Annotated in this window: 17 protein-coding genes and 3 pseudogenes; 7 read left to right on the forward strand and 13 right to left on the reverse strand. The window is 69.3% G+C overall.

Features of this window, described 5'->3' with window-relative positions; all coding sequences use genetic code 11:
- Positions 1-17: 17 nt before the first annotated feature.
- The 7 genes and pseudogenes from M4D82_RS32580 to M4D82_RS32610 all read right to left on the reverse strand — a co-directional run bounded on the left by M4D82_RS32580 (position 18) and on the right by M4D82_RS32610 (position 5,782).
- Positions 18-545 (reverse strand): dioxygenase family protein, encoded by a 528-nt coding sequence (locus M4D82_RS32580; protein ID WP_249771205.1) that lies wholly within the window; start codon positions 543-545, stop codon positions 18-20.
- A 229-nt stretch (positions 546-774) separates the two neighbouring features.
- Positions 775-1,770 carry a phosphotransferase family protein gene (locus M4D82_RS32585; RefSeq protein ID WP_249771207.1) on the reverse strand — a complete coding sequence of 332 codons (996 nt, stop codon included), beginning with the start codon at positions 1,768-1,770 and terminating at the stop codon, positions 775-777.
- Between the two features lie 31 nt (positions 1,771-1,801).
- Positions 1,802-2,746 carry an ROK family protein gene (locus M4D82_RS32590; RefSeq protein WP_249771209.1) on the reverse strand — a complete coding sequence of 315 codons (945 nt, stop codon included), beginning with the start codon at positions 2,744-2,746 and terminating at the stop codon, positions 1,802-1,804.
- Positions 2,743-3,882, reverse strand: coding sequence for a zinc-dependent alcohol dehydrogenase (locus M4D82_RS32595; RefSeq protein WP_249771211.1), 1,140 nt, complete (start codon positions 3,880-3,882; stop codon positions 2,743-2,745). Before M4D82_RS32595 ends, M4D82_RS32590 begins: the two co-directional genes overlap by 4 nt.
- A gap of 502 nt (positions 3,883-4,384) precedes the next feature.
- On the reverse strand, positions 4,385-5,098 hold the full coding sequence (locus tag M4D82_RS32600) for an NUDIX domain-containing protein (protein ID WP_249771213.1): 714 nt from the start codon (positions 5,096-5,098) through the stop codon (positions 4,385-4,387).
- A 185-nt stretch (positions 5,099-5,283) separates the two neighbouring features.
- Positions 5,284-5,613: pseudogene (locus M4D82_RS34460) on the reverse strand (hypothetical protein); the annotation flags it as partial.
- On the reverse strand, positions 5,585-5,782 hold the full coding sequence (locus M4D82_RS32610) for a hypothetical protein (RefSeq protein ID WP_249771215.1): 198 nt from the start codon (positions 5,780-5,782) through the stop codon (positions 5,585-5,587). The gene M4D82_RS32610 and the pseudogene M4D82_RS34460, both read right to left, overlap by 29 nt.
- Before the next feature lie 951 nt (positions 5,783-6,733).
- Here M4D82_RS32610 and M4D82_RS32615 point away from each other — a divergent pair.
- From M4D82_RS32615 to M4D82_RS32625, 3 genes and pseudogenes are all read left to right on the forward strand, one after another.
- A pseudogene (locus M4D82_RS32615) lies at positions 6,734-8,042 on the forward strand (ArsB/NhaD family transporter).
- 30 nt (positions 8,043-8,072) lie between these two features.
- Positions 8,073-8,354: a DUF3040 domain-containing protein gene (locus tag M4D82_RS32620; RefSeq protein ID WP_249771217.1), complete on the forward strand. Its 282-nt coding sequence runs from the start codon at positions 8,073-8,075 to the stop codon at positions 8,352-8,354.
- A gap of 31 nt (positions 8,355-8,385) precedes the next feature.
- A pseudogene (locus M4D82_RS32625) lies at positions 8,386-9,911 on the forward strand (potassium/proton antiporter).
- A gap of 200 nt (positions 9,912-10,111) precedes the next feature.
- Here the strand turns inward: M4D82_RS32625 and M4D82_RS32630 are convergent.
- Both M4D82_RS32630 and M4D82_RS32635 read right to left on the reverse strand, forming a co-directional pair.
- Positions 10,112-11,356: a cation:proton antiporter gene (locus tag M4D82_RS32630; protein WP_249771219.1), complete on the reverse strand. Its 1,245-nt coding sequence runs from the start codon at positions 11,354-11,356 to the stop codon at positions 10,112-10,114.
- A gap of 5 nt (positions 11,357-11,361) precedes the next feature.
- The gene (locus M4D82_RS32635; protein WP_249771221.1) at positions 11,362-11,832 is read right to left on the reverse strand and encodes a cation:proton antiporter regulatory subunit; all 471 of its coding nucleotides are present in this window, start codon (positions 11,830-11,832) and stop codon (positions 11,362-11,364) included.
- A gap of 276 nt (positions 11,833-12,108) precedes the next feature.
- On the opposite strand from M4D82_RS32635, the gene M4D82_RS32640 reads away from it, so the two are divergent.
- The 3 genes from M4D82_RS32640 to M4D82_RS32650 are packed head-to-tail and all read left to right on the forward strand — an operon-like array spanning position 12,109 to position 14,037.
- Positions 12,109-13,080, forward strand: coding sequence for a sensor histidine kinase (locus M4D82_RS32640; protein ID WP_249771223.1), 972 nt, complete (start codon positions 12,109-12,111; stop codon positions 13,078-13,080).
- Complete coding sequence (locus tag M4D82_RS32645; RefSeq protein ID WP_249771225.1) at positions 13,077-13,730, forward strand: response regulator; 654 nt, start codon at positions 13,077-13,079, stop codon at positions 13,728-13,730. Before M4D82_RS32640 ends, M4D82_RS32645 begins: the two co-directional genes overlap by 4 nt.
- 43 nt (positions 13,731-13,773) lie before the next feature.
- Positions 13,774-14,037 (forward strand): hypothetical protein, encoded by a 264-nt coding sequence (locus tag M4D82_RS32650; RefSeq protein ID WP_249771227.1) that lies wholly within the window; start codon positions 13,774-13,776, stop codon positions 14,035-14,037.
- 247 nt (positions 14,038-14,284) lie between these two features.
- Here M4D82_RS32650 and M4D82_RS32655 read toward each other — a convergent pair whose 3' ends face one another.
- The 4 genes from M4D82_RS32655 to M4D82_RS32670 form a co-directional block, all read right to left on the reverse strand.
- Positions 14,285-14,515: a hypothetical protein gene (locus M4D82_RS32655; protein WP_249771229.1), complete on the reverse strand. Its 231-nt coding sequence runs from the start codon at positions 14,513-14,515 to the stop codon at positions 14,285-14,287.
- A 157-nt stretch (positions 14,516-14,672) separates the two neighbouring features.
- Positions 14,673-14,942: a hypothetical protein gene (locus tag M4D82_RS32660; protein WP_249771231.1), complete on the reverse strand. Its 270-nt coding sequence runs from the start codon at positions 14,940-14,942 to the stop codon at positions 14,673-14,675.
- A gap of 157 nt (positions 14,943-15,099) precedes the next feature.
- Positions 15,100-16,062, reverse strand: a complete 963-nt coding sequence (locus M4D82_RS32665) for a hypothetical protein (RefSeq protein WP_249771233.1) — start codon at positions 16,060-16,062, stop codon at positions 15,100-15,102.
- Between the two features lie 193 nt (positions 16,063-16,255).
- Positions 16,256-17,491 (reverse strand): FAD-dependent monooxygenase, encoded by a 1,236-nt coding sequence (locus tag M4D82_RS32670; RefSeq protein WP_249771235.1) that lies wholly within the window; start codon positions 17,489-17,491, stop codon positions 16,256-16,258.
- A 124-nt stretch (positions 17,492-17,615) separates the two neighbouring features.
- Between M4D82_RS32670 and M4D82_RS32675 the strand changes: the two genes are divergently transcribed.
- Positions 17,616-18,320: a TetR/AcrR family transcriptional regulator C-terminal domain-containing protein gene (locus M4D82_RS32675; protein ID WP_249771237.1), complete on the forward strand. Its 705-nt coding sequence runs from the start codon at positions 17,616-17,618 to the stop codon at positions 18,318-18,320.
- Positions 18,321-18,330: the final 10 nt, after the last annotated feature.

Consider the following 18,330-nt stretch of genomic DNA (forward strand, 5'->3'; position numbering starts at 1 on the left):
GTTACGAGTGCGGAGCTTCATACCTCCAGGACGAAGGTGAACGCCGCGTCCCAGCCCTCTGGCGTCTCCTGCACATCCATCAGGCATTCTGGCCGGAAATACTTGTCAAGGTGATTTCGGCGTTCGCCGGGAAAATACAGCATCGTGGTCAGCACGGCTCCGCCGGGCGGCTGCACCTTCACGTGCACGTGCCGCGTGCGCCCCGGGTACATGGCCGGCAGGACTGTCTCCAGCTGCCACCGTCCCTCGGCGTCCGCGAACTGATGGCCACGCAGCCGAAAGCCGTCGTCGTCATACACTCCAGCGTCCCCGACCTGCCAGAAGTCGAGCAGAGTGCCACCGATCGGTTCCCCGTCGGGGGTGCGTACGGTCCCATGCAGCAGCATCGGGACACCCCCGTCGACATCACCCCGGAAGCTGGTCCGGTGCGGGGTGTCGGGCTTGTAGTACGGCCCTTCCCGCAGGGCGGGCGTGGGAGGCGTCCCGTTGCACCGAACGGTCGGCGTAAGCGTCTTCACCGAATTTTCCGGACTCTCGATCTCCACGATGGAACTACCCTTCAGCCAAAGGATCTTTCGCTTCGATCCAGGCACACTAACCGGAGGTCTCGATGTTGAAAAGAAGGCCGAGTGGCATCTCTCGGCCATTTCTTGACGTTTATCGACGGCCTTCCGTGACACGTACGGTTGGCTTTTGTCTCCTGGGGGAGTGACGCGTGGGGCGGGTGAGAGAACAGTGACAACGGAAGACGGGTGAGGGCGTAAAGGATCAATATCAGCTGGCGGCGGAGCGCCGTAGGACAGCGCGTACGCGGGCGAAGTAGGCATGGTCGGGCGGAGCGGTGAGGATGTCCGCGAGCGCGAAGAGGTCGAGCGTCCGGCTGAGCCGCAGCCAGTCCGCAGGCAGCCGGCCGTTCCCGCCCTGGAAGCCATCGACGAAGCCTGTGGTGAAGTCAGGCGGATACTCGTGGGCGAAGCGCAGCATGTTCCCGACGTCGAAGAGCGGAGAGCCGCTGAAGGCGAGCTCCCAGTCGAGCACCGCAGCCACCGCCCACTGTCCGGCCCGCCGCTGGACCAGGACGTTCTTCGGATTGAAGTCTCCATGAACCAGGCGCCGTTCACCTGCCACGGCGGCAAGTGCCAGGGGCCCGCGGTGGGCCAGGGCTCGCAGCATGTCCGAATCCGTACCGCTCAGCGTTCCGTCCGATGCCCCCGTGGCCAGACAGCGCTCGACGAAACCGGGCAGATCCCCCAGCGTGTCGCCGCTGTCCGGATCTGGCACCAACGACGAATCGGCGAAGACACCTGGACGGGGCAACCTGACCCGGCCGATCCGTGCCAGCACCCTCCCGATGGCCCGGCCCAGGACCTGCGCCTCACCGCTGTCCGGGCCCTCTGCAAGCACTTTGCTGAGCGGGACGCCCTCGACGAATCGGTAGAGCAGGGTGGGGCGGCCGGTTACGTGCCCCTGCGGATCGGCCGCGACCACCGCGCTCACGGGGACGGAACGGGCCGCCGCCCGGCTGAGCACGGCGATCTCCACCGCACACGAGTTGCGCGGGAAGCGGCTACCGCAAGGCCGACGGTGTCGCAGCACATAGCGCTCCGCGCCCACCTCGTCGGGACGGACGACGGTGAGAAGAGCCATGTCGTTGGTGAACCCGCCGGAAAGCGGGGCCACCTTGTGGACCAGGGCCCCGGGCAGGACGTGCCGGGTCAGCCAGGTGTGCGTGGCCGAGTCCAGGAGGCCCACGGGATGAGGGCGCGTCATACCGGCCAGCCTGCCCGGCCCAGGGCCGCGCTCATGCGTCCGCTCCCCCCGATGGCCCAACGTCGGGCGACGGCCGCGCGGCGTCGGCCGCCCCGGCCGCCAGGACCAGCCCGCCCGCCGGTCCGGCGAGCCGACCCAGTCGGGCCGGGACCACGAAGTCCTCGGCGGCATGCTCGGGCAGCCCCGGGTACCCGGCCAAGGTCGAGGTGAGTTCGGCGCGGATCAGCGGAAAAAGCCCGGGGAACGCTGCGACACCGCCGCCGATCACGATCCGCTGGGGAGCGGTCGTGTAGATGATGTTGCGCAGCCCTGCGGCCAGGTAACCCGCCTCCATCCGCAGCGCCTCACGCAATGCGTCCCCGGTCAGTTCTTCGGCCGGGGCACCCCAGCGAGCGCTCATCGCTTCGCCCCCCGCCAGGCCCTCCCAGCAGTCGCCGTGGAAGGGACAGGAGCCGGGAAAGGTGTCGCCCGCCAGCCGGGGCACCGTGAGGTGGCCCATCTCGGTGTGGATCAGACCGTTGACCACGTTGCCGTTGATCACTGCACCGCCGCCGATCCCGGTACCGACGGTGAGGTAGATGTAGGTGTCCAATCCCCGCGCGGCACCCCAGCGGCCCTCGCCGAGAGCCGCACCGTTAACATCGGTGTTGATGCCCACCGGCACTCTGAGCTCGTCAGCGAACGGACCGGCGACGTCGACCCCGGACCAGCCGGGTTTGGGGGTGGCAGCGAGATGACCGAATTTGGCATGCCCCCGACGCAGTTCGAGGGGGCCGAAGGAGGCGATGCCTATCGCGTCCAGCCGCCCCGTCCTGGCGACCGTTTCCTGGAAGAAGGCAACGGCCCGAGCCAGAGTGGGGCCCGGTCGGCCGGTGGGGATGCGGGTTTCGGCCTCGATCTGATCGGGGGCCGAGCCGACCAGACAGACGAACTTAGACCCGCCGGACTCGATGGAGCCAAGCCGAGGTGCGCTCATGCGCCCACCGGCCAGCCATCGGTGCCGACCGGGCCGGAGTGTGAACGGATGACGACCTTGAGCGCGTCGTAGCGCGCTGGCCGTCCGGTACCACTGTCCTCCCCGCTGTCCCCGTCGTCCGTGGTGAGGCCACCGAGCGCGGTGAACGCCTCCGCGTACTTCTCGAGCGGGAACTCATGCGTCACGAGCTGCTCCAGGAGGGTGCTGGTCCCGCTGCCGGATCGCTGTGGGGCGCCGAGTTCGGCGGCCAGGTCCACGGCGACAGGAAAGACGTCGGCCCGGTAGTCCCCGGCGCCGATCAGACGAATGCCCCGGTTGGTGAGCTGAAGCGGGCGCAGCGGCACGGAGTACGTGTCGTCGAAGCCCATCACCACTACCCGGCCGCCGTCGTCGATCAGTCGCAGTGCCGCGTCCAGTCCGGTGCCCGTGGTGTCGAAGACGACGGAGGGACGCTCGTCACCCCATGTCTTCGCCACGGCTTCGACCACGTCCGTTCCGCCCACGTCCACCACATGTGCGAAATGCTCGCGGGCCCGCTCCAGCCGGTAGGCGTCAGGTTCGACAAGGGTGACCCGGCGCGCCTGGCGGCCGGCGACCAGTGCGGTCAGCATGCCGATAGGGCCCGCGCCGAGTACCACCACGGTGTCGCCGCAGGTGACGGACGCGGCCTGGACGTTACTCAGGACGCAGGCGAGCGGTTCGATCAGGACAGCGCTACGAAAGGGCAGGCCGGCGGGAACTCGTTCGACGAAACGTTCCGGCAGAGTCACGGCCTCCGCGTACGTGCCGTCCCGGTCGACACCGACCTCGGTCCCCGCCTTGTGACGGCAGAAGTTGGTTGCTCCCCGTCGGCACGGTAAGCACCAGCCGCAGTACAACGTCGGGTTGACCACGATCCGGTCCCCGACTACGACCGAGCGCACCTGCGGCCCGGTCTCCCTCACAACTCCCACCGACTCATGTCCGAGTACGGTGCCGGGCCGGGCCGGGAATTGCCCGAGCAGGATCTTGCGGTCCGTCCCGCAGACTCCCGTGCCGACGATCTCCACCACGACGTCATCTTCGTGCGCAAGCTGTGCGGCCGGCCTGTTCTGCAGTTCGGCGGATCCTGGACCCAGATAGACGAGAGCGCGCACGAGACCTCCCCATCAGTGTTCGGAAGGGTGACGCTAACGCAGCCGAATCCGACCGGATAGGACGCCTATGAGCCATTGCGTAGCTGTCGTCGGGGAAGAGCGGCGCCGCCTGAGGTGGCGTGCTGCGGGACCGGGGGCACGTCGCCAATAAGGTGCTATGGAACCAGCTGACTGGCCCAGACTTCTTGGCCTCAGCGACGAGAGCTGGGCCCCCAACACGCGGGACTCCGAACTGCCGTGCAGAAAGCCACAGCCGTACGGTGCGCCACCGTCCCCAGCGACACCATCACCGAACTCTCCAAATTCGACTGGCTTAGTGACGAAGATTGCCGCTTCTGCTGCTCTTGGCGTCGAAGACCCCGCTGCCGTCGCCACCGAAGTCCTCTGGCCCCCTCTCACCATATGATTCGCGCCACGCGTTGTGAAACGAGACCGGGGCGCATAGCCGCGGCCCTGGACCGTTGATGCATCCCGACAGTCTTGATTCCGACAGACAGCTTGCCTAATGAACGGCGAGGAAATGATGGGTGCCTCCGGCGTACGCGGAGTCGGGGTGCCGCAGGCCGAGCAGCACCTGGCCGTCGCGCTCCAGATAGAGGTGGATGCCGACGATGTGCGGAACGCTGGTGCTACCGGCCTTCGGCCCGAGGGCTTCAGGGCGGGAGGCCACCGCCTTGCTGCGGGCCGAGTGCTCGGCGTGCTGGCGTACGAGGTCCAGGGTGGAGGGGCTCATCCGCAGGCGGGGCATGGTGTCGGGGTGGAACCAGGCGAGCATCACGCCCTCGGTGGGCGTTAGGCCTGCGGGGTCGCCGTTCCACCGGGTGGTGAAGATCTGGATCGGTACGGTCAGGCCGTCGGTGCCGGTGGCGAGCTCGACGGCGAAGGGCTCCAGGACGTCCGGCTCGAGTCCGGCTTCCTCGCGCAGTTCTCGGCGGATGGTGTCTTCGAGCGAGGTGTCGTCCGGCTCGTGGCCTCCGCCGAGCAGGGACCAGGCGCCCGGTTCCCAGATGCCGGGCAGGTCATCGCGCAGGTGGAGCAGGTAGCGGCCGTGCCCATCGTGGATCAACGCCGAGGCGTTGACCGGCTCGATCCGGCCGTCGAGCCCGGAGGCACAGAGCTTCGCCCGCAGTGGCAGGGCCGTGACCTCGTCGAAGGCCAGCCACTCGGCCGCCGAGACCTCCTCCGGCTGCACTGTGACCTCGACATCCCTGTCCACCAGCTGGAAGACGAAGCGGAAATCCCAGTGCTGGTGCGCGCCTTCGCCCTTGACCGGGTTGGCGTCAATGCGAAGACGTCGATGTCGATGGGCAGGCTCCCGTAGGCGGCGGTGGCGCACAGGGCGCCGGGCGGGATGCCGGCCTCCTCGTGGACCTCGCGCAGCGCCGCTTCCAGCAGCGAGCGATCACCTGCCTCAACGTGCCCGCCTGGTGCCAGCAGCAGTCCGAAGACGTTGTGCTGGACGTGCAGGACACGGCGGTCGTGGTCGACGACGACCGCGCTGCACGTGATGTGCCCCGGCATGGTCGAGCGGCTCGTGGGCTCGGCGTCTTCGTCCAGCAGCCGCAACAGAGGTGCCAGCAGCGGCGCTTCAGCCGGGTGCCGTTCGAGGTAGGCGGTGACGAGATCGTGGATGTGCGAGCGGGTGGGCGGCAAGAGGGCCTCACAGTTCGGAGAGAAGGCGGAGGGAAGGAGGCGGCGACGCTCACGGGTGCGGGTCCGCTCCGGCCGCATCGGGGGGCGGACGGTCACGGCACACGAGGGCGGAGTCGCCGGAGGGCGGAGCGGTCACCGGCATCGCGGTCAGGCGGCTGACCGGGGAGCGCCACAACACGGCCACCGGCAAGACCAGCACCACCGTCCCGACGACCAGCGCGGTACGCGCCCCGTACGTGGTGGCCACAGTGCCGCCGGCCAGGGCCGCGAACGGCTTGCTCCCGGAGACCAGCCAGGTCGAGGTCTGCTGTGCCCGCGCCTGCAGCTGCGGCGGGCAGATCTGCTGGCGCAGGGTTTTCTCCGCGATCCCTGTGTCTCATGAGACGGTTAGCCCCCTACAGATCGCTTGTCAGTGCGGTCTTGAGGATGCCTCGGCAGCGCTTGCTCTGATGGACGTTGAGACAGGCCGTACCCAAAAGTGGGCGACTGCCGGATTCACTCGTACGGCGCAGAACATGGCGCTGGCGGTTCGCGTCGATTTGCCTCGAGTCCGGGCAGCAGCTGGTCGAGCGCCGGTGACCTGTTCCGCCGCGCCTGAGCCTCGCGCCTCACCGCGACGGGTACAGCCACTCCACAGAGCAGCAGGGCAGCGGTGTCCGCGACGATGGCCAGATCGGCCAGCAGCGTGCGGCGGTTACGAGGGTCGTTGCCGTCGCGGACCGCCTGCACGAGCTGCTCGACCGTCTCGCGTACGGACGGATTGAGGCCTGCCGGACCGGCTGGCCTTGGTTGGGCCCCGGCCGGTCCACCAGGTTCGCCCGGCCCGGCTCCCGCAGGGTTGCCTGACTGCAGCGCCCACCGGCCCCGGGCGGGGTCACCACACGAGCTCCGATGAGGCGTGTACGTCTCGCACCCTCCAATGAGTCCAGCTCGACCATCTGCCGTCGCGCGAGGTCCCATCAGCCGCACGCCCGACGGCGGTGCGGCCAAAAGGTGGGTGTCAACCCCGATGCACGGGGCGGGTGGGGCGGGTGATGGTGAGGTTGAGGAGCATCCCTGATGCCTCTCTCGGCGCGGGGCCATAGTGGCGCACGCCGCTGGGCAACGTGGGTGTTCGTGGCCACGACACGAACGGAGTCCGCGCCGATGACCCGCTTGTGTCCCTGCGCATACGGACGGCAGCCCGCTTCGGTCCGCTGTGACCTCGGCGTGGTGCCGCCGTGAGCGTGGCGACGCGGTCTTCGCTGCTGTCTATGTGTTGATCGCGACCGAGCGGGTCCATCGGGTGGCTGCGGCGCTCGGAGGCGCGGTGGTCATGCTGCTGCTCGGGGCGACCAGCCCCGAGCACGCGTTCTTCTCCAAGCGCGCCGGGATCGACTGGGACGTCATATTCCTGCTGCTCGGCATGATGCTGATCGTCGCGGTCCTCAAGCGGACCGGCATCTTCGAGTACGTGGCGATCTGGGCGGTGAAGAGGGCCCGCGGGCGGCCGTATCGGTTGATGGTCCTGCTGATCCTTGCGACCGCGTTCCTGTCCGCGTGGCTGGACAACGTCACCACCGTCCTGCTGATTGCACCCGTGACGATCGTGGTGTGCCAGCGGCTCGGCCTGCCAGCTGTGCCGTACCTGATCGCGGAGGTGATGGCCTGCAACATAGGCGGCGCCGCCACCTTGATCGGTGACCCGCCCAACATCATGATCGGCTCGCGGGCCGGGCTGTCCTTCAACGACTTCCTGCTCCACATGGCACCGATCGCGACGCTGCTGGTCGTCGTGTTCGCCGTGATGGCCCGGTGGATGTTCCGTTCCGCCTTCGTGTACGACGCCAAGCGGGCGGCGCGGGTGATGGAGATGCGCGAGCGGGATGCGATCAAGGACGGGCGGCTGCTGGCCGTCAGTGGCGTAGTCGTCGTGATCGTGATGATCTGCTTCGTGCTGCACACCACGCTGCACCTTGAGCCCTCGGTGGTGGCCATCAGTGGGGGTCTGGTGCTTCTGGCCGTGTCCCGGCTCAACGCCAGGAAAAGTGGCCGGCGATGTGGAGTGGGAGACGCTGGCGTTCTTCACCGGCCTGTTCGTCATGGTCGGCGCAATGGTGGAGACCGGGATCATCACCGACCTCGGGCAGGCCGCTGCCCGGGCGACCGAGGGGCAGTTGTTCGGGGCATCGATGGCGCTGCTGTTCGGTTCGGTGGTGCCCTCGGCCGTGATCGACAACATTCCTTTCGTCGCCTCCGTGAGCCCGGTCGTCTCCGAGATCGTCACAGCCTCCGGCGGCCTCGAGGAGGCCGCGGTGCTGTGGTGGTCCTTCGCGCTCGGAGCCGACCTGGCGGGTAACGCCACGATCATCGCCTCCTCCGCCAACGTCGTCGTGGTCGGCATCGCTGATCGCGCGGGCCATCACATCTCGTTCTGGCAGTTCAGCCGGTACGGGCTGATCGTCACCGCTGTCACCACTGCTATCGCCGGCCTGTACGTGTGGCTGCGCTGCTTTGCGCTCGCCTGACCCCGAGCCCACGCTGAGGAGGTGGGGACCGTGTCCGAATCCGACGACGAGAAGATCGCTCATCTCGAAGCCATGCTCTGGCACGACGATCCGCGTTTCGCCCGCGGTCTGGGCAAGGGCCGCCCCCGGCGACCCCGGGAGTACCGGCGGGGCCGCGCCTGGCTCGCTTTGGCGATCGCGCTTGCCGCTGTGGTTGTGGGTGTGGTCTTGCCCCAGGGGCTGCTGCTCGCGGCGGGCCTGGTCATGACCGCGATGGCGGTGAACCTCTTCGGGGCGGCCCGCGGGCGCCGTATCCGGCCGCCCAGGTCATGAGTCGGCTCGGGCCCGTAGGCGAGGAGTGACGGTGACGCTGCAGCAGCTCTACTTGGTCCTGCTGGTCGGCGGCACCGTGCTCATGGCCAGTATCGCCGCCGCCCGCGCCGCCCACCGGATCGGGCTGCCCAGCCTGCTGTTCTTCCTCACTGTCGGAGTCCTCGCCGGTGAGGACGTCATCGGCATCGAGTTCGACGACGCGCAGCTCGCGCAGTCCCTGGGCACCGCCGGCCTGGCGATCATTCTCGTCGAAGGCGGCCTGACCACCCAGTGGTCGGATGTGCGGCGGCTGCCGGCACCGGCCGGAGTCCTGGCCACCGCCGGCGTCGCCGTCTCGGTCGCCGTCACCGGCGCCGGAGCGCACTTCCTCCTGGGCATGGACTGGCACCTGGCGCTCCTGCTCGGCGCGATCGTCTCCTCCACCGACGCCGCCGCCGTCTTCGCCGTACTGCGCTCCCTGCCGCTGCCCCAGAGGGTCACCGGGCTGCTGGAAGCGGAGTCCGGATTCAATGACGCCCCGACGATCATCCTGGTGTTGGTGTTCTCCACCGCGGCCGCCGACCTGCCCGAGCCCGCGTACATCGCCGGGAACGTGATCTACCAGCTGGTGGTCGGTGGTGTGCTGGGTCTGCTGATCGGCCGGATCGGGGTCGCCGCTCTGCGGCACATCGCCCTGCCGGCCACCGGCCTGTATCCGCTGGCCACCGTTGGCTTCGGCATCATCGCCTTCGCTGCGGGCGGCGCCGCGAACGCCAGCGGCATCATCGCCGCCTACCTGGCCGGCCTGGTCCTGGGCAACTCCAGCCTCCCGCACCGGGCCGCGACCCGCTCGTTTGCCGAGGGCACCGGTTGGCTCGCCCAGATCGGCCTGTTCGTCATGCTCGGCCTGCTCGTCGACCCCAGCGAACTCTCCTCCGCGGTCCTGCCCGCCCTCGCCGTCGGCCTGGTCCTGCTGCTCGTCGCCCGGCCGGTGTCGGTTGCCGCTTGCCTGGCCTTCTTCCGGACCCCGGGGCGGGAGCAGGCGTTCATCTCCTGGGCCGGTCTGCGTGGCGCCGTCCCCATCGTGCTGGCGACCTTCCCCATCGTCGCGGCCGTCGACGGCGCCCGGCACTTGCTCAACATCGTCTTCGTCCTCGTCGTGGTGTTCACCCTGGTCCAGGGCCCCAGCCTGCCCGCCGTGGCCCGCCGACTGGGGCTGACCCGCCCCGGTGCGCTGCGCGAGATCCAGGTCGAGGCCGCGCCTCTGGACATCCTGGACGCCGACCTGCTCACCGTCGCCATCCCGCCCGGGTCACGGCTCCACGGCGTCACCGTCGCCGAGCTCCGCCTACCGCCCCCCACGGTGATCACCCTCATCGTCCGCGACGGCATCACCCTCGTGCCCCGCTCGGAGACCGTCCTGCGAACCGCGGCGATGAGCTGCTCCTGGTCACCACACCCAGAGTGCGGGAAGCCGCGGAACAACGCCTGCGTGCCATCGGACGGCGCGGCAAACTCGCCCGCTGGCTCGGCGAGCACGGACACCTCGAACCACCGCCCCCGAGCGGCGGGCGCTGAGCAGTCAGCGCCTGCGGCGGCGGGCGGCGATGCGGCAGGCCAGATACACGATGCTCACCGGCCACAACACGATCAACACGGTCAGGGCCACCGCACTAGAGACGGGGTGCCGTGCCGTATCAGCCTGCCAGGCCGGGCTGCGCAACATGAGGCGGGGGAGGTGACGGGCGAAGCCGATGGCGCCGCCCAGTCGTCCTCGCTCACGCGCGGCCGGCCGGGTCCTGGTCCGGTACGGCCACGGGCGACTTCGCCGAGGAGGGCAGGGGAACCGGTCCCGGCCCGTCAGGGCTGCGGCGCTTGCTGATCCAGGCGGCCACGGGTTCGGTGTAGCGGGCGGTCAGAGGCCCGATCACGACCAGGATCAGGACGTACGCGGTGGCCAGCGGCCCCAGCGCCGGTTCGATGCCTGCGGTGACGGCGAGACCGGCGATGACGATGGAGAACTCGCCGCGGGCGACCAGGGTTCCGCCGGCGCGCCAGCGTCCCTTGACGCCCACGCCGGCGCGTTTGGCGGCCCAGTAGCCGGTGGCGATCTTCGTCAGAGCGGTGACGACAGCCAGCGCGAGTGCGGGCAGCAGCACGGGCGGGATGCTCGCCGGGTCGGTGTGCAGGCCGAAGAAGACGAAGAACACCGCGGCGAACAGGTCCCGCAGCGGGCTCAGCAGCGTGTGGGTGCCCTCGGCCACCTCACCGGACAGGGCAATGCCGACCAAAAACGCGCCGACGGCGGCCGAGACCTGGAGCTGCTGCGCGACGCCCGCCACCAACAGAGTCAGGCCGAGGACCACGAGAAGCAGCTTCTCGGGATCGTCGCTGGAGACGAAGCGGGAGATCAGCCGTCCGTAGCGGACGGCGACGAACAGCACGGCCCCGGCGACCCCGAGCGCGATGGCCAGGGTGGCGCTGCCGGCCGCCAGGCTCACTCCTGCCAGCAGGGCGGTGATGATGGGCAGGTAGACGGCCATGGCAAGGTCTTCGAGGACCAGGACGCTGAGGATGACCGGCGTCTCGCGGTTGCCGAGGCGGCCCAGGTCGCCCATGACCTTGGCGATGACGCCGGAGGAGGAAATCCAGGTCACTCCGGCCAGCACGACTGCGGCGACCGGGCCCCAGCCCATCAGCAGCGCGGCCAGCGCGCCGGGCACGGCGTTCAGGGCGAAGTCGACCAGACCCGCGGGGTACTGCGTCTTGAGGTTGGAGACGAGGTCGCTCGCGGTGTACTCCAGCCCGAGCATCAGCAGCAGGAGGATGACGCCGATCTCGGCGCCGATCGCGACGAACTCCTCACTGGCGGGCAGGGGAAGCAGGCCGCCCTCACCGAAGGCGACACCGGCCAGCAGGTACAGGGGTATGGGCGAGAACTTGAGCCTGCCCGCGACCCGGCCGAGCAGTCCAAGACCGAGGATGATCGCGCCGAATTCGATCAGGAACAATGCGGAGTGCACAGGCTTCACTCCCGTCCCAGTATCGCGGCGGCAGCGTCGACGCCCTCGCGGGTGCCGATCACGATCAGCCTGTCCCCGCCGGCCAGCCGGAAGTCCGGCGTGGGAGATGGGATCGCCTCCGCCCGCCGCAGCACGGCCACGATTGACGCGCCCGTCTCGGTCCGCATCCGCGTCTCGCCCAGCACCCGGCCATTCCAGTACGAGTGCGCGGACAGCTCGATGCGCTCGGCCACCAGCCCCAGGCCGGTGGTGGACAGCAGGTTCGGGCTGTGGTGCGCGGGCATCAGAGCGTCGATCAGCGCAGCCGTCTCGCCGCTGGTCAGGTGCAATGACTGGGCGCAGGCATCCGGGTCGTCGGTGCGGTAGACGTTGACCGTGCGCGTCCCGTCCCGGTGCGCGATCACCGACAGATGCCGGTGCTCACGCGTGGTGAGGTCGTATTGCACGCCGATCCCCGGCAGTGGCGTGGTGCTCATCCGTGGAGCAGGCACAGCCCATCCCCCTCTTTTCGATCTTTGCGATGGTGGTGCGAAGCACGGCAGGATCGGGCAGGTGATCCGGCACGGCACGGGCTCATGTTGCCAGGTGCGAACAGGCCCGGGATATGGGTGTCGCCACGGATGGACAAGCAGTGCCGCAACCCACCAGGCTGGGGCGGGGCAGCACGTCCACCGCAGGTCAGGCCCCGGATGACGCCCGGACACAAGGCGGGGACAGTGAAGGTGGGAGCCCACAGAGAAAGGCACGGGACCATGTCGCTGTACTGGCGGATCTTCCTCCTCAACGCCGCCGTCCTCGTCGTCGCGGTCCTGCTGCTCCTCGGCCCTGTCACCGTCTCCACCCCCGTGCTGCTCGGCGAGGCCCTGGTCCTACTCGCCGGGCTGGTGGCGATGCTGGTCGCCAACGCCGTCCTGCTGCGGATCGGCCTCGCCCCGCTGCAGCGCCTGACCCGGGCCATGGCCACGGCGGACCTCCTCCAGCCCGGCCACCGCACTACGGTCTCCGGCACTGGTGAGATCGCCGAACTGACGGAAACGTTCAACGCGATGCTCAGCCGCCTGGAAGCCGAACGGGCCGCCAGCTCAGGCCGGGTCCTGTCCGCGCAGGAAGCCGAACGCCGGCGCATCGCCCAGGAACTCCACGACGAGGTCGGCCAGACCCTCACCGCCGTCCTCCTCCAGCTCAAACACGCAGCCGACCACGCCCCCGCCCCCGTACGCGAAGACCTCCACCAGGCGCAGGAGACCACCCGCGCCAGTCTGGATGAGATCCGCCGCATCGCCCGCCGTCTGCGCCCCGGAGTACTGGAAGAACTCGGCCTGCACAGCGCCCTGCGCGCCCTGGCCGCCGAATTCACCACCTCCCGCCTGAGCGTGAGCACCCACATCACCCCCGGCCTGCCACAGCTGGACCCGGCAACCGAACTCGTCTTCTACCGCATCGCCCAGGAGACGCTGACCAACACCGCCCGCCACTCCGGCGCCCGCGCGGTTGAACTCCACCTGCGCGCCCTGCCCGGCGGCGGAGTGGGCCTGCTGGTCCGCGACAACGGCCAGGGACTTCGATCGGCGCCTGAAGGAGCCGGCATCCGCGGCATGCGCGAACGCGCCCTGCTCATCGGCGCGGAGCTCCTGATCGGAGCCGGCCCGAGCGGCGGCACCCAAGTACGTCTGAACGTCGCAGGCATCACCGCTGGAGACCACCCCGGGGAGAACGCCCGATGACCGCACCGGCCCGCATTCTGCTCGCCGACGACCACGCCCTGGTCCGCCGCGGCGTACGCCTCATCCTCGACGCCGAACCGGACCTGAGTGTCGTTGCCGAGGCAGCCGATGGAGCCGAAGCTGTCGCCCAGGCCCGCGGCCAGGAGATCGACCTGGCCATCCTCGACATCGCCATGCCCCGCCAGACCGGTCTCCAAGCCGCACGTGAACTCGCCCGCATCCGCCCCAACCCGCGCATCCTGATGCTGACGATGTACGACAACGAGCAGTACTTCTTCGAAGCCCTCAAGACCGGCGCCTCCGGGTACGTCCTGAAGTCCGTCGCCGACCGCGACCTCGTCGAAGCCTGCCGCGCCGCCCTGCGTGACGAACCCTTCATCTACCCCGGCGCCGAGACCACCCTCATCCGCACCTACCTCGACCGTGCCCGCAGAGGCGATCCCCTGCCCGCCCGCCCCATCACCGAACGCGAGGAGGAGATCCTCAAACTCGTCGCCGAGGGCCACACCTCCAAAGAGATCGGTGACCTCCTCGTCATCAGCGCCAAGACCGTCGAGCGCCACCGTGCCAACCTGCTTCAAAAGCTCGGCCTCCGCGATCGCCTGGAACTCACCCGCTATGCCATCCGCGTCGGTCTCATCGAACCGTAACCAGCCACCGCGTCCGTCGCCCTTCCCGGAGAGAATCCCGCACGTGCTGCCTTACGTTCTGTTCGCCGTCGTCTTCGTTCTCGCCCTGCGCTACACGATCAAGGCCGCCCGCCTGCCTGACATACCGCCGTGGCGCAGGTTCCTGCCCCTGGTCCTCCTCCTGAGCGCGACCGTAGCCAGCCTGCTGCGGTCCTTCGATGTATCTGAACCGGCTGACCTGATCGCCTTCCCGTTCAACATCGCGGCGATCGTCCTGGCCGGGCGTGAGATCGCTGCCCACCGCGCACGCACAGCGGCGACGGGCTGAGAGCTGTCAGCGGGACGCTGCCGAAGCGGCCTTGGGCCTTGTGCCCAGCAGTGCCTCGTTGCAATGTGCTGCCCTCTATGTTTTTCCCGGCCCCGGCCTACACCTGCTCGCCGTAGGCATGGCCTTCCTCGTCACTGGCGTGGCCATGCTCGGCGATGAGGCCACCCGCCCCGCCGATGAAGGCAGCACCCAGGCACCGCCTGTCCTGGGACGCGAGGGCTGGTTGTCGCTGTGTCGCATCCCCGCCTCAGAAGGCACGTGGGGACATCAGCGTCTCCGCGCTGCCGATCACGGCGGTGCAGCGGGGCGTGCCAGGCCCGGGAGCGATACGGACGATCACAGGCAGTGGTGGATCAGTGGGCAGCTCCCCGGTGACAAGCTGGGTACGGTTCCCGTGCAGCGGAACGTGGCCGATCTCCGTGCCGTCGACAAGCAGCTCGATCAGCCTCGGATGGCCGCTGTGGATGTCCACGGTCACCGAGTGGCCCCTGGCATCGAGGTGAAAGTGGTGACTTCGCGCCATCACCGGATTCCGGTAAAGAGGGAGCGCGGGCCATGGTCCTGTCACCGTCGCTGTAGCGGTGGCTACCGAGGTTGCTCCACGGCCGGTGGAGTCATGGGCAATCGAGGTGGTGTCATCGTCGGGAAGAGATGAGGGGAACGACGTTGCCGGTGCGGGCGGCATGCTCCGCACGGAGCGCCTCGTTGTGGTGGTGAAGGGCGGCGATGGCGGTCGCGGCGGCCATAAGGCGCCTTTCCAGCAGGGTGCACTGCTGGGTCTTGTCCGCCGGCTTCTTGCGGAGGCGGCTGATCTCGGCGTCCCTGCGGGTCTCGCCGACGGTGGTCTTGCCGTGCTCGGCGATGCGGGCGTCCCATTCGGCGAGGATCGGCTGGGCGCGGTTCATGGTGGCCCGGCTGATCTGGGCTTCGCGCCAGAGGTTCTCCTTGGTCAGCCGTCCGTCGGACGCTGCGGCTTGCCGGTGAAGAGCCGGAGCATCGCTGCGCGCAGGGCTTGGGCGGTTTCTGCGGAGACGCCGTCCGGGGTGATGCGGGGGCTGGGGGTCATGGAGTGGTGCCTCGGATCTTGTACAGGACTGCCTCGGCGCGTTCGGCTTCCCTGGTGATGAGGGCTTTGCGGCAGGCGGGCAGGCCGGGGGTCTGGAGCAGGTTGAGCTGGGTGCGGTGGTGGGCTTCGTAGAGTGGGGCGTGCTCGGCGGTGATCATGCTGTTGGGGCAGCGGTCGGGGCGGCAGCGGTCCTCGAGAGGACCGCTGTGCCCTTCGGGAACGACCGCGTTCTCCAGGCAGACCGCTCCGGCCGGGCTGCGTTCGTCGAACAGGCAGTTGTTGAGCGTCCCGAAGCGGATGGTGATGCGCGCCTTGCGCAGAAGGTCCATCTCGACGCGGGCGTCCCCGTGGCGGGCCTTGACCGTGGCGGTGATCTGGTCGAAGACGCCCTTAAGGCGTTCGGCTGCCGAGCCGAACCCGATGTCCTGGCCTCTGCCGTGCACTTCGTACAGGTCTTTGAGTCGACGGAACCGCGCGGCGTGGACGGCGTTCTCGAGGTGCTCGGCCCAACCAGGGTCCGGGGCCGCATAGCCGCGGGTCGCGCGGTTGGCGAGGGCCCGGGTGGCGATGTGCTTGAGCTGCATTCCGAGCGCGATCTCGGATCCGGCGAACTGGTCGGTGAGCATCGCCATGGTGCGCCGGAACATGTGCGGGCGGACCTTGCCCTTGGGAATCTGGGCCAGCCCGGACCAGGTGCCGCCGGCGTTGACGCAGGCGATGAAGGAGTCGACCATGGCGCCACCGTCCAGTTCCTCGTTCACGGCCCGCGGCGTCAGGGTGGCGAACACCCGCCGGGGGTGCGACGAGACGCTCTCGGCGACCGTGATCGCTTCAGCGACCGGCTCGCTGATCCACCAGTGCTTGCGAGGGCGGCGGCCCTGGTGGCCCTTGACGAGGGTGGAGGCGATGGCGGGGGCGTTGTAGTGCTCGACGATGCTGCCGCGGGCGATCTCCTGCAATACTGGCGGGAGGGGGTTATTCCAACCGTGCACTATTCCGTCCTTCCCGCCCACGTTGGGGCCAGCGGGTAGCTTCGTCGGCGAGTACCGAGAGCAGGTGTTGCTCAGTGCCGAGAGCTCCCTGTCCGGCCAGGGTTCGATCGTGCACGGTTTCACCGTCGCGCTGCGAGCCGCCCGCGACCGGGTGGTCCCGTTAGCGGCGTGCTGCCCGAGGGCTGACCTGTCCGCCCACGACGTTGAACGCAGCAGCGTTTGACGGCCCGGCCGCGTAGTCTGGCAGGTCGACGCTGCTGATCTGCTTGCCCATCTTCAGCATCTTGTCGAGGATCCAGCGCCGGTTCAGTAGCCCGTTGCGCACCCGCAGCCTGGTCGCGGTGCCGGGCGCCAGGAACGGGCCGGTGCGGTCGCCGCCCTTCTGGCAGCCCTGGGCGTAGTCGCGCAGGGTGTGCTCGTAGCAGGGGAAGGCGGTGCGGTGGTCGCCTCGGGCCCGGGCCAGCTCGCCGGCCAGGACGTACGCCGCCACCACCGCGGTGCCGGTGCCCATGCCGCCGAGGGTGGCCCCGCAGGCGGCGTCGCCGAGGAGGGCGATCCGACTGGTGGACCAGGCGGGGACGTCGGCCCGACTGATCGAGTCGAAGTACAGCTCGGGGGCCTGCCCCAGGCTCTCCAGCAGCCGGGGCACTTCCCAGCCGAGGCCTGCGAAGGCGTCCCGGATCAGCTTCTTCTGATGCGCCACGTCGTGGCGGTCGTAACGGAGTTCGGTTGAGGCGAAGACGAAGAAGGCACCCGCCCTGGTCGGGTCGCGGTGGTCGGCGCCGACGGCGGCAAGCCTGCCGGGGACGTTGAGGCCGATTGAGCCGGGCGGCAGGCCCAGGTAGTTGGGCAGCTGCCAGGTGGCCGCGTAGTAGCCGAGGTGGCGGACGTAGCGCTCCTCCGGGCCGAAGGCGAGCCGTCGGACATTGGAGTGCAGCCCGTCGGCGCCGATCACCAGGTCGAACTCGCGTGGCGCGCCGTGCTGGAAGGTCACCCGGACGCCGGTGGGCGTCTCCTCCAGGGCGGTGATCGAGTCGCCGAAGAGGTACTCGGTGCGCGGGAGGCTTCGCTGGTGTAGCACCTGGGCGAGCTCCCCGCGCGGGACCTCGACGTCCCCGCCCGCGAAGTCGGCCGGCAGGTGGAGGATCTGACGGCCGCGGTGATCGACGAAGGTTATCGGGCTGCCGCCGGTGTCGAGCGCGCGCAGCTCGTCGAGCACGCCCATCCGCTCCAGCACGGTCAGGTGGGTCTGGCCCCGGAAGTCGACCGCCTGGCCGCCGCCGCGCAGGGCGGGGGCCAACTCGACGACGGTGGTCTCGAAGCCGTACCGCCCTAGCCAGTAGGCCAGTGCGGGGCCGGCGATGCTCGCGCCCGAGATCAGGACCTTCGTGCTCACGTGAACCACTCCATCTGAGGCTGTCGATTAACTGTGTCTGGCGGACACGATTTATTGCTGTGTACGGTAGACGCAGTTAGGTCGCCTAGCAAGGGACAGGCGGAAATGCGGGACGGAGCGGGAATTGGGCGAGGAAACGAACGAGGCGGTGCGGCTGCTCTGGGGACCGCCCGCCAAGCCGTCCAGGGGGCCGAAGCCCGCGCTGAGCCTGGCGCGGATCGCTGCGGCGGGCGTCGAGATCGCGGACGCCGAGGGCCTCGGCGCAGTCTCGATGCAGAAGGTGGCCGGGCTGCTCGACTTCACCAAGATGTCGCTCTACCGCTATGTGCCCGGCAAGGCGGAGCTGGTCGCGCTCATGGTGGAGGCCGCGGTCGGCGGACCGCCGCCGGTCGTGGAAGGGCTCGGGTGGCGTGAGCAACTAACGGCCTGGTCAAAAGAGTTGGCGAGGTCGTTCACCGAGCACCCGTGGCTGCTCGACGCCACCGTCGGCCCGCGAGTGATGGGCCCCAAGGAACTCGGCTGGCTGGAGCGGGTGGTCGCGGCCCTGGACGGCCACGGGCTGACCGGACCCGAGCGGATGGACGCCGCGGTGCTGCTGGCCGGGCACGTCCGGGGCATCGCCGAGCAGGCCCGCGCGGCCCGGCCGGACGGCTCGCCCGAGACGGAACTCCTGGCCGTCCTCGGCCCCCTGGTGCACCAGCACGCCGACCGCTTCCCCGCGCTCGCCGCGGCCATTGCCTCACAGGACGGCCGGGATCAGGCGCTGGACTTCGGCTTGGAGCGGATCCTCGACGGTCTGGAGGCCCTGATCACGCGCCGCACCGGGTAACTCGGGGAAG

It is taken from the genome of Streptomyces sp. RerS4 (genome assembly GCF_023515955.1).
In the GTDB taxonomy this organism is placed as follows: domain Bacteria; phylum Actinomycetota; class Actinomycetes; order Streptomycetales; family Streptomycetaceae; genus Streptomyces.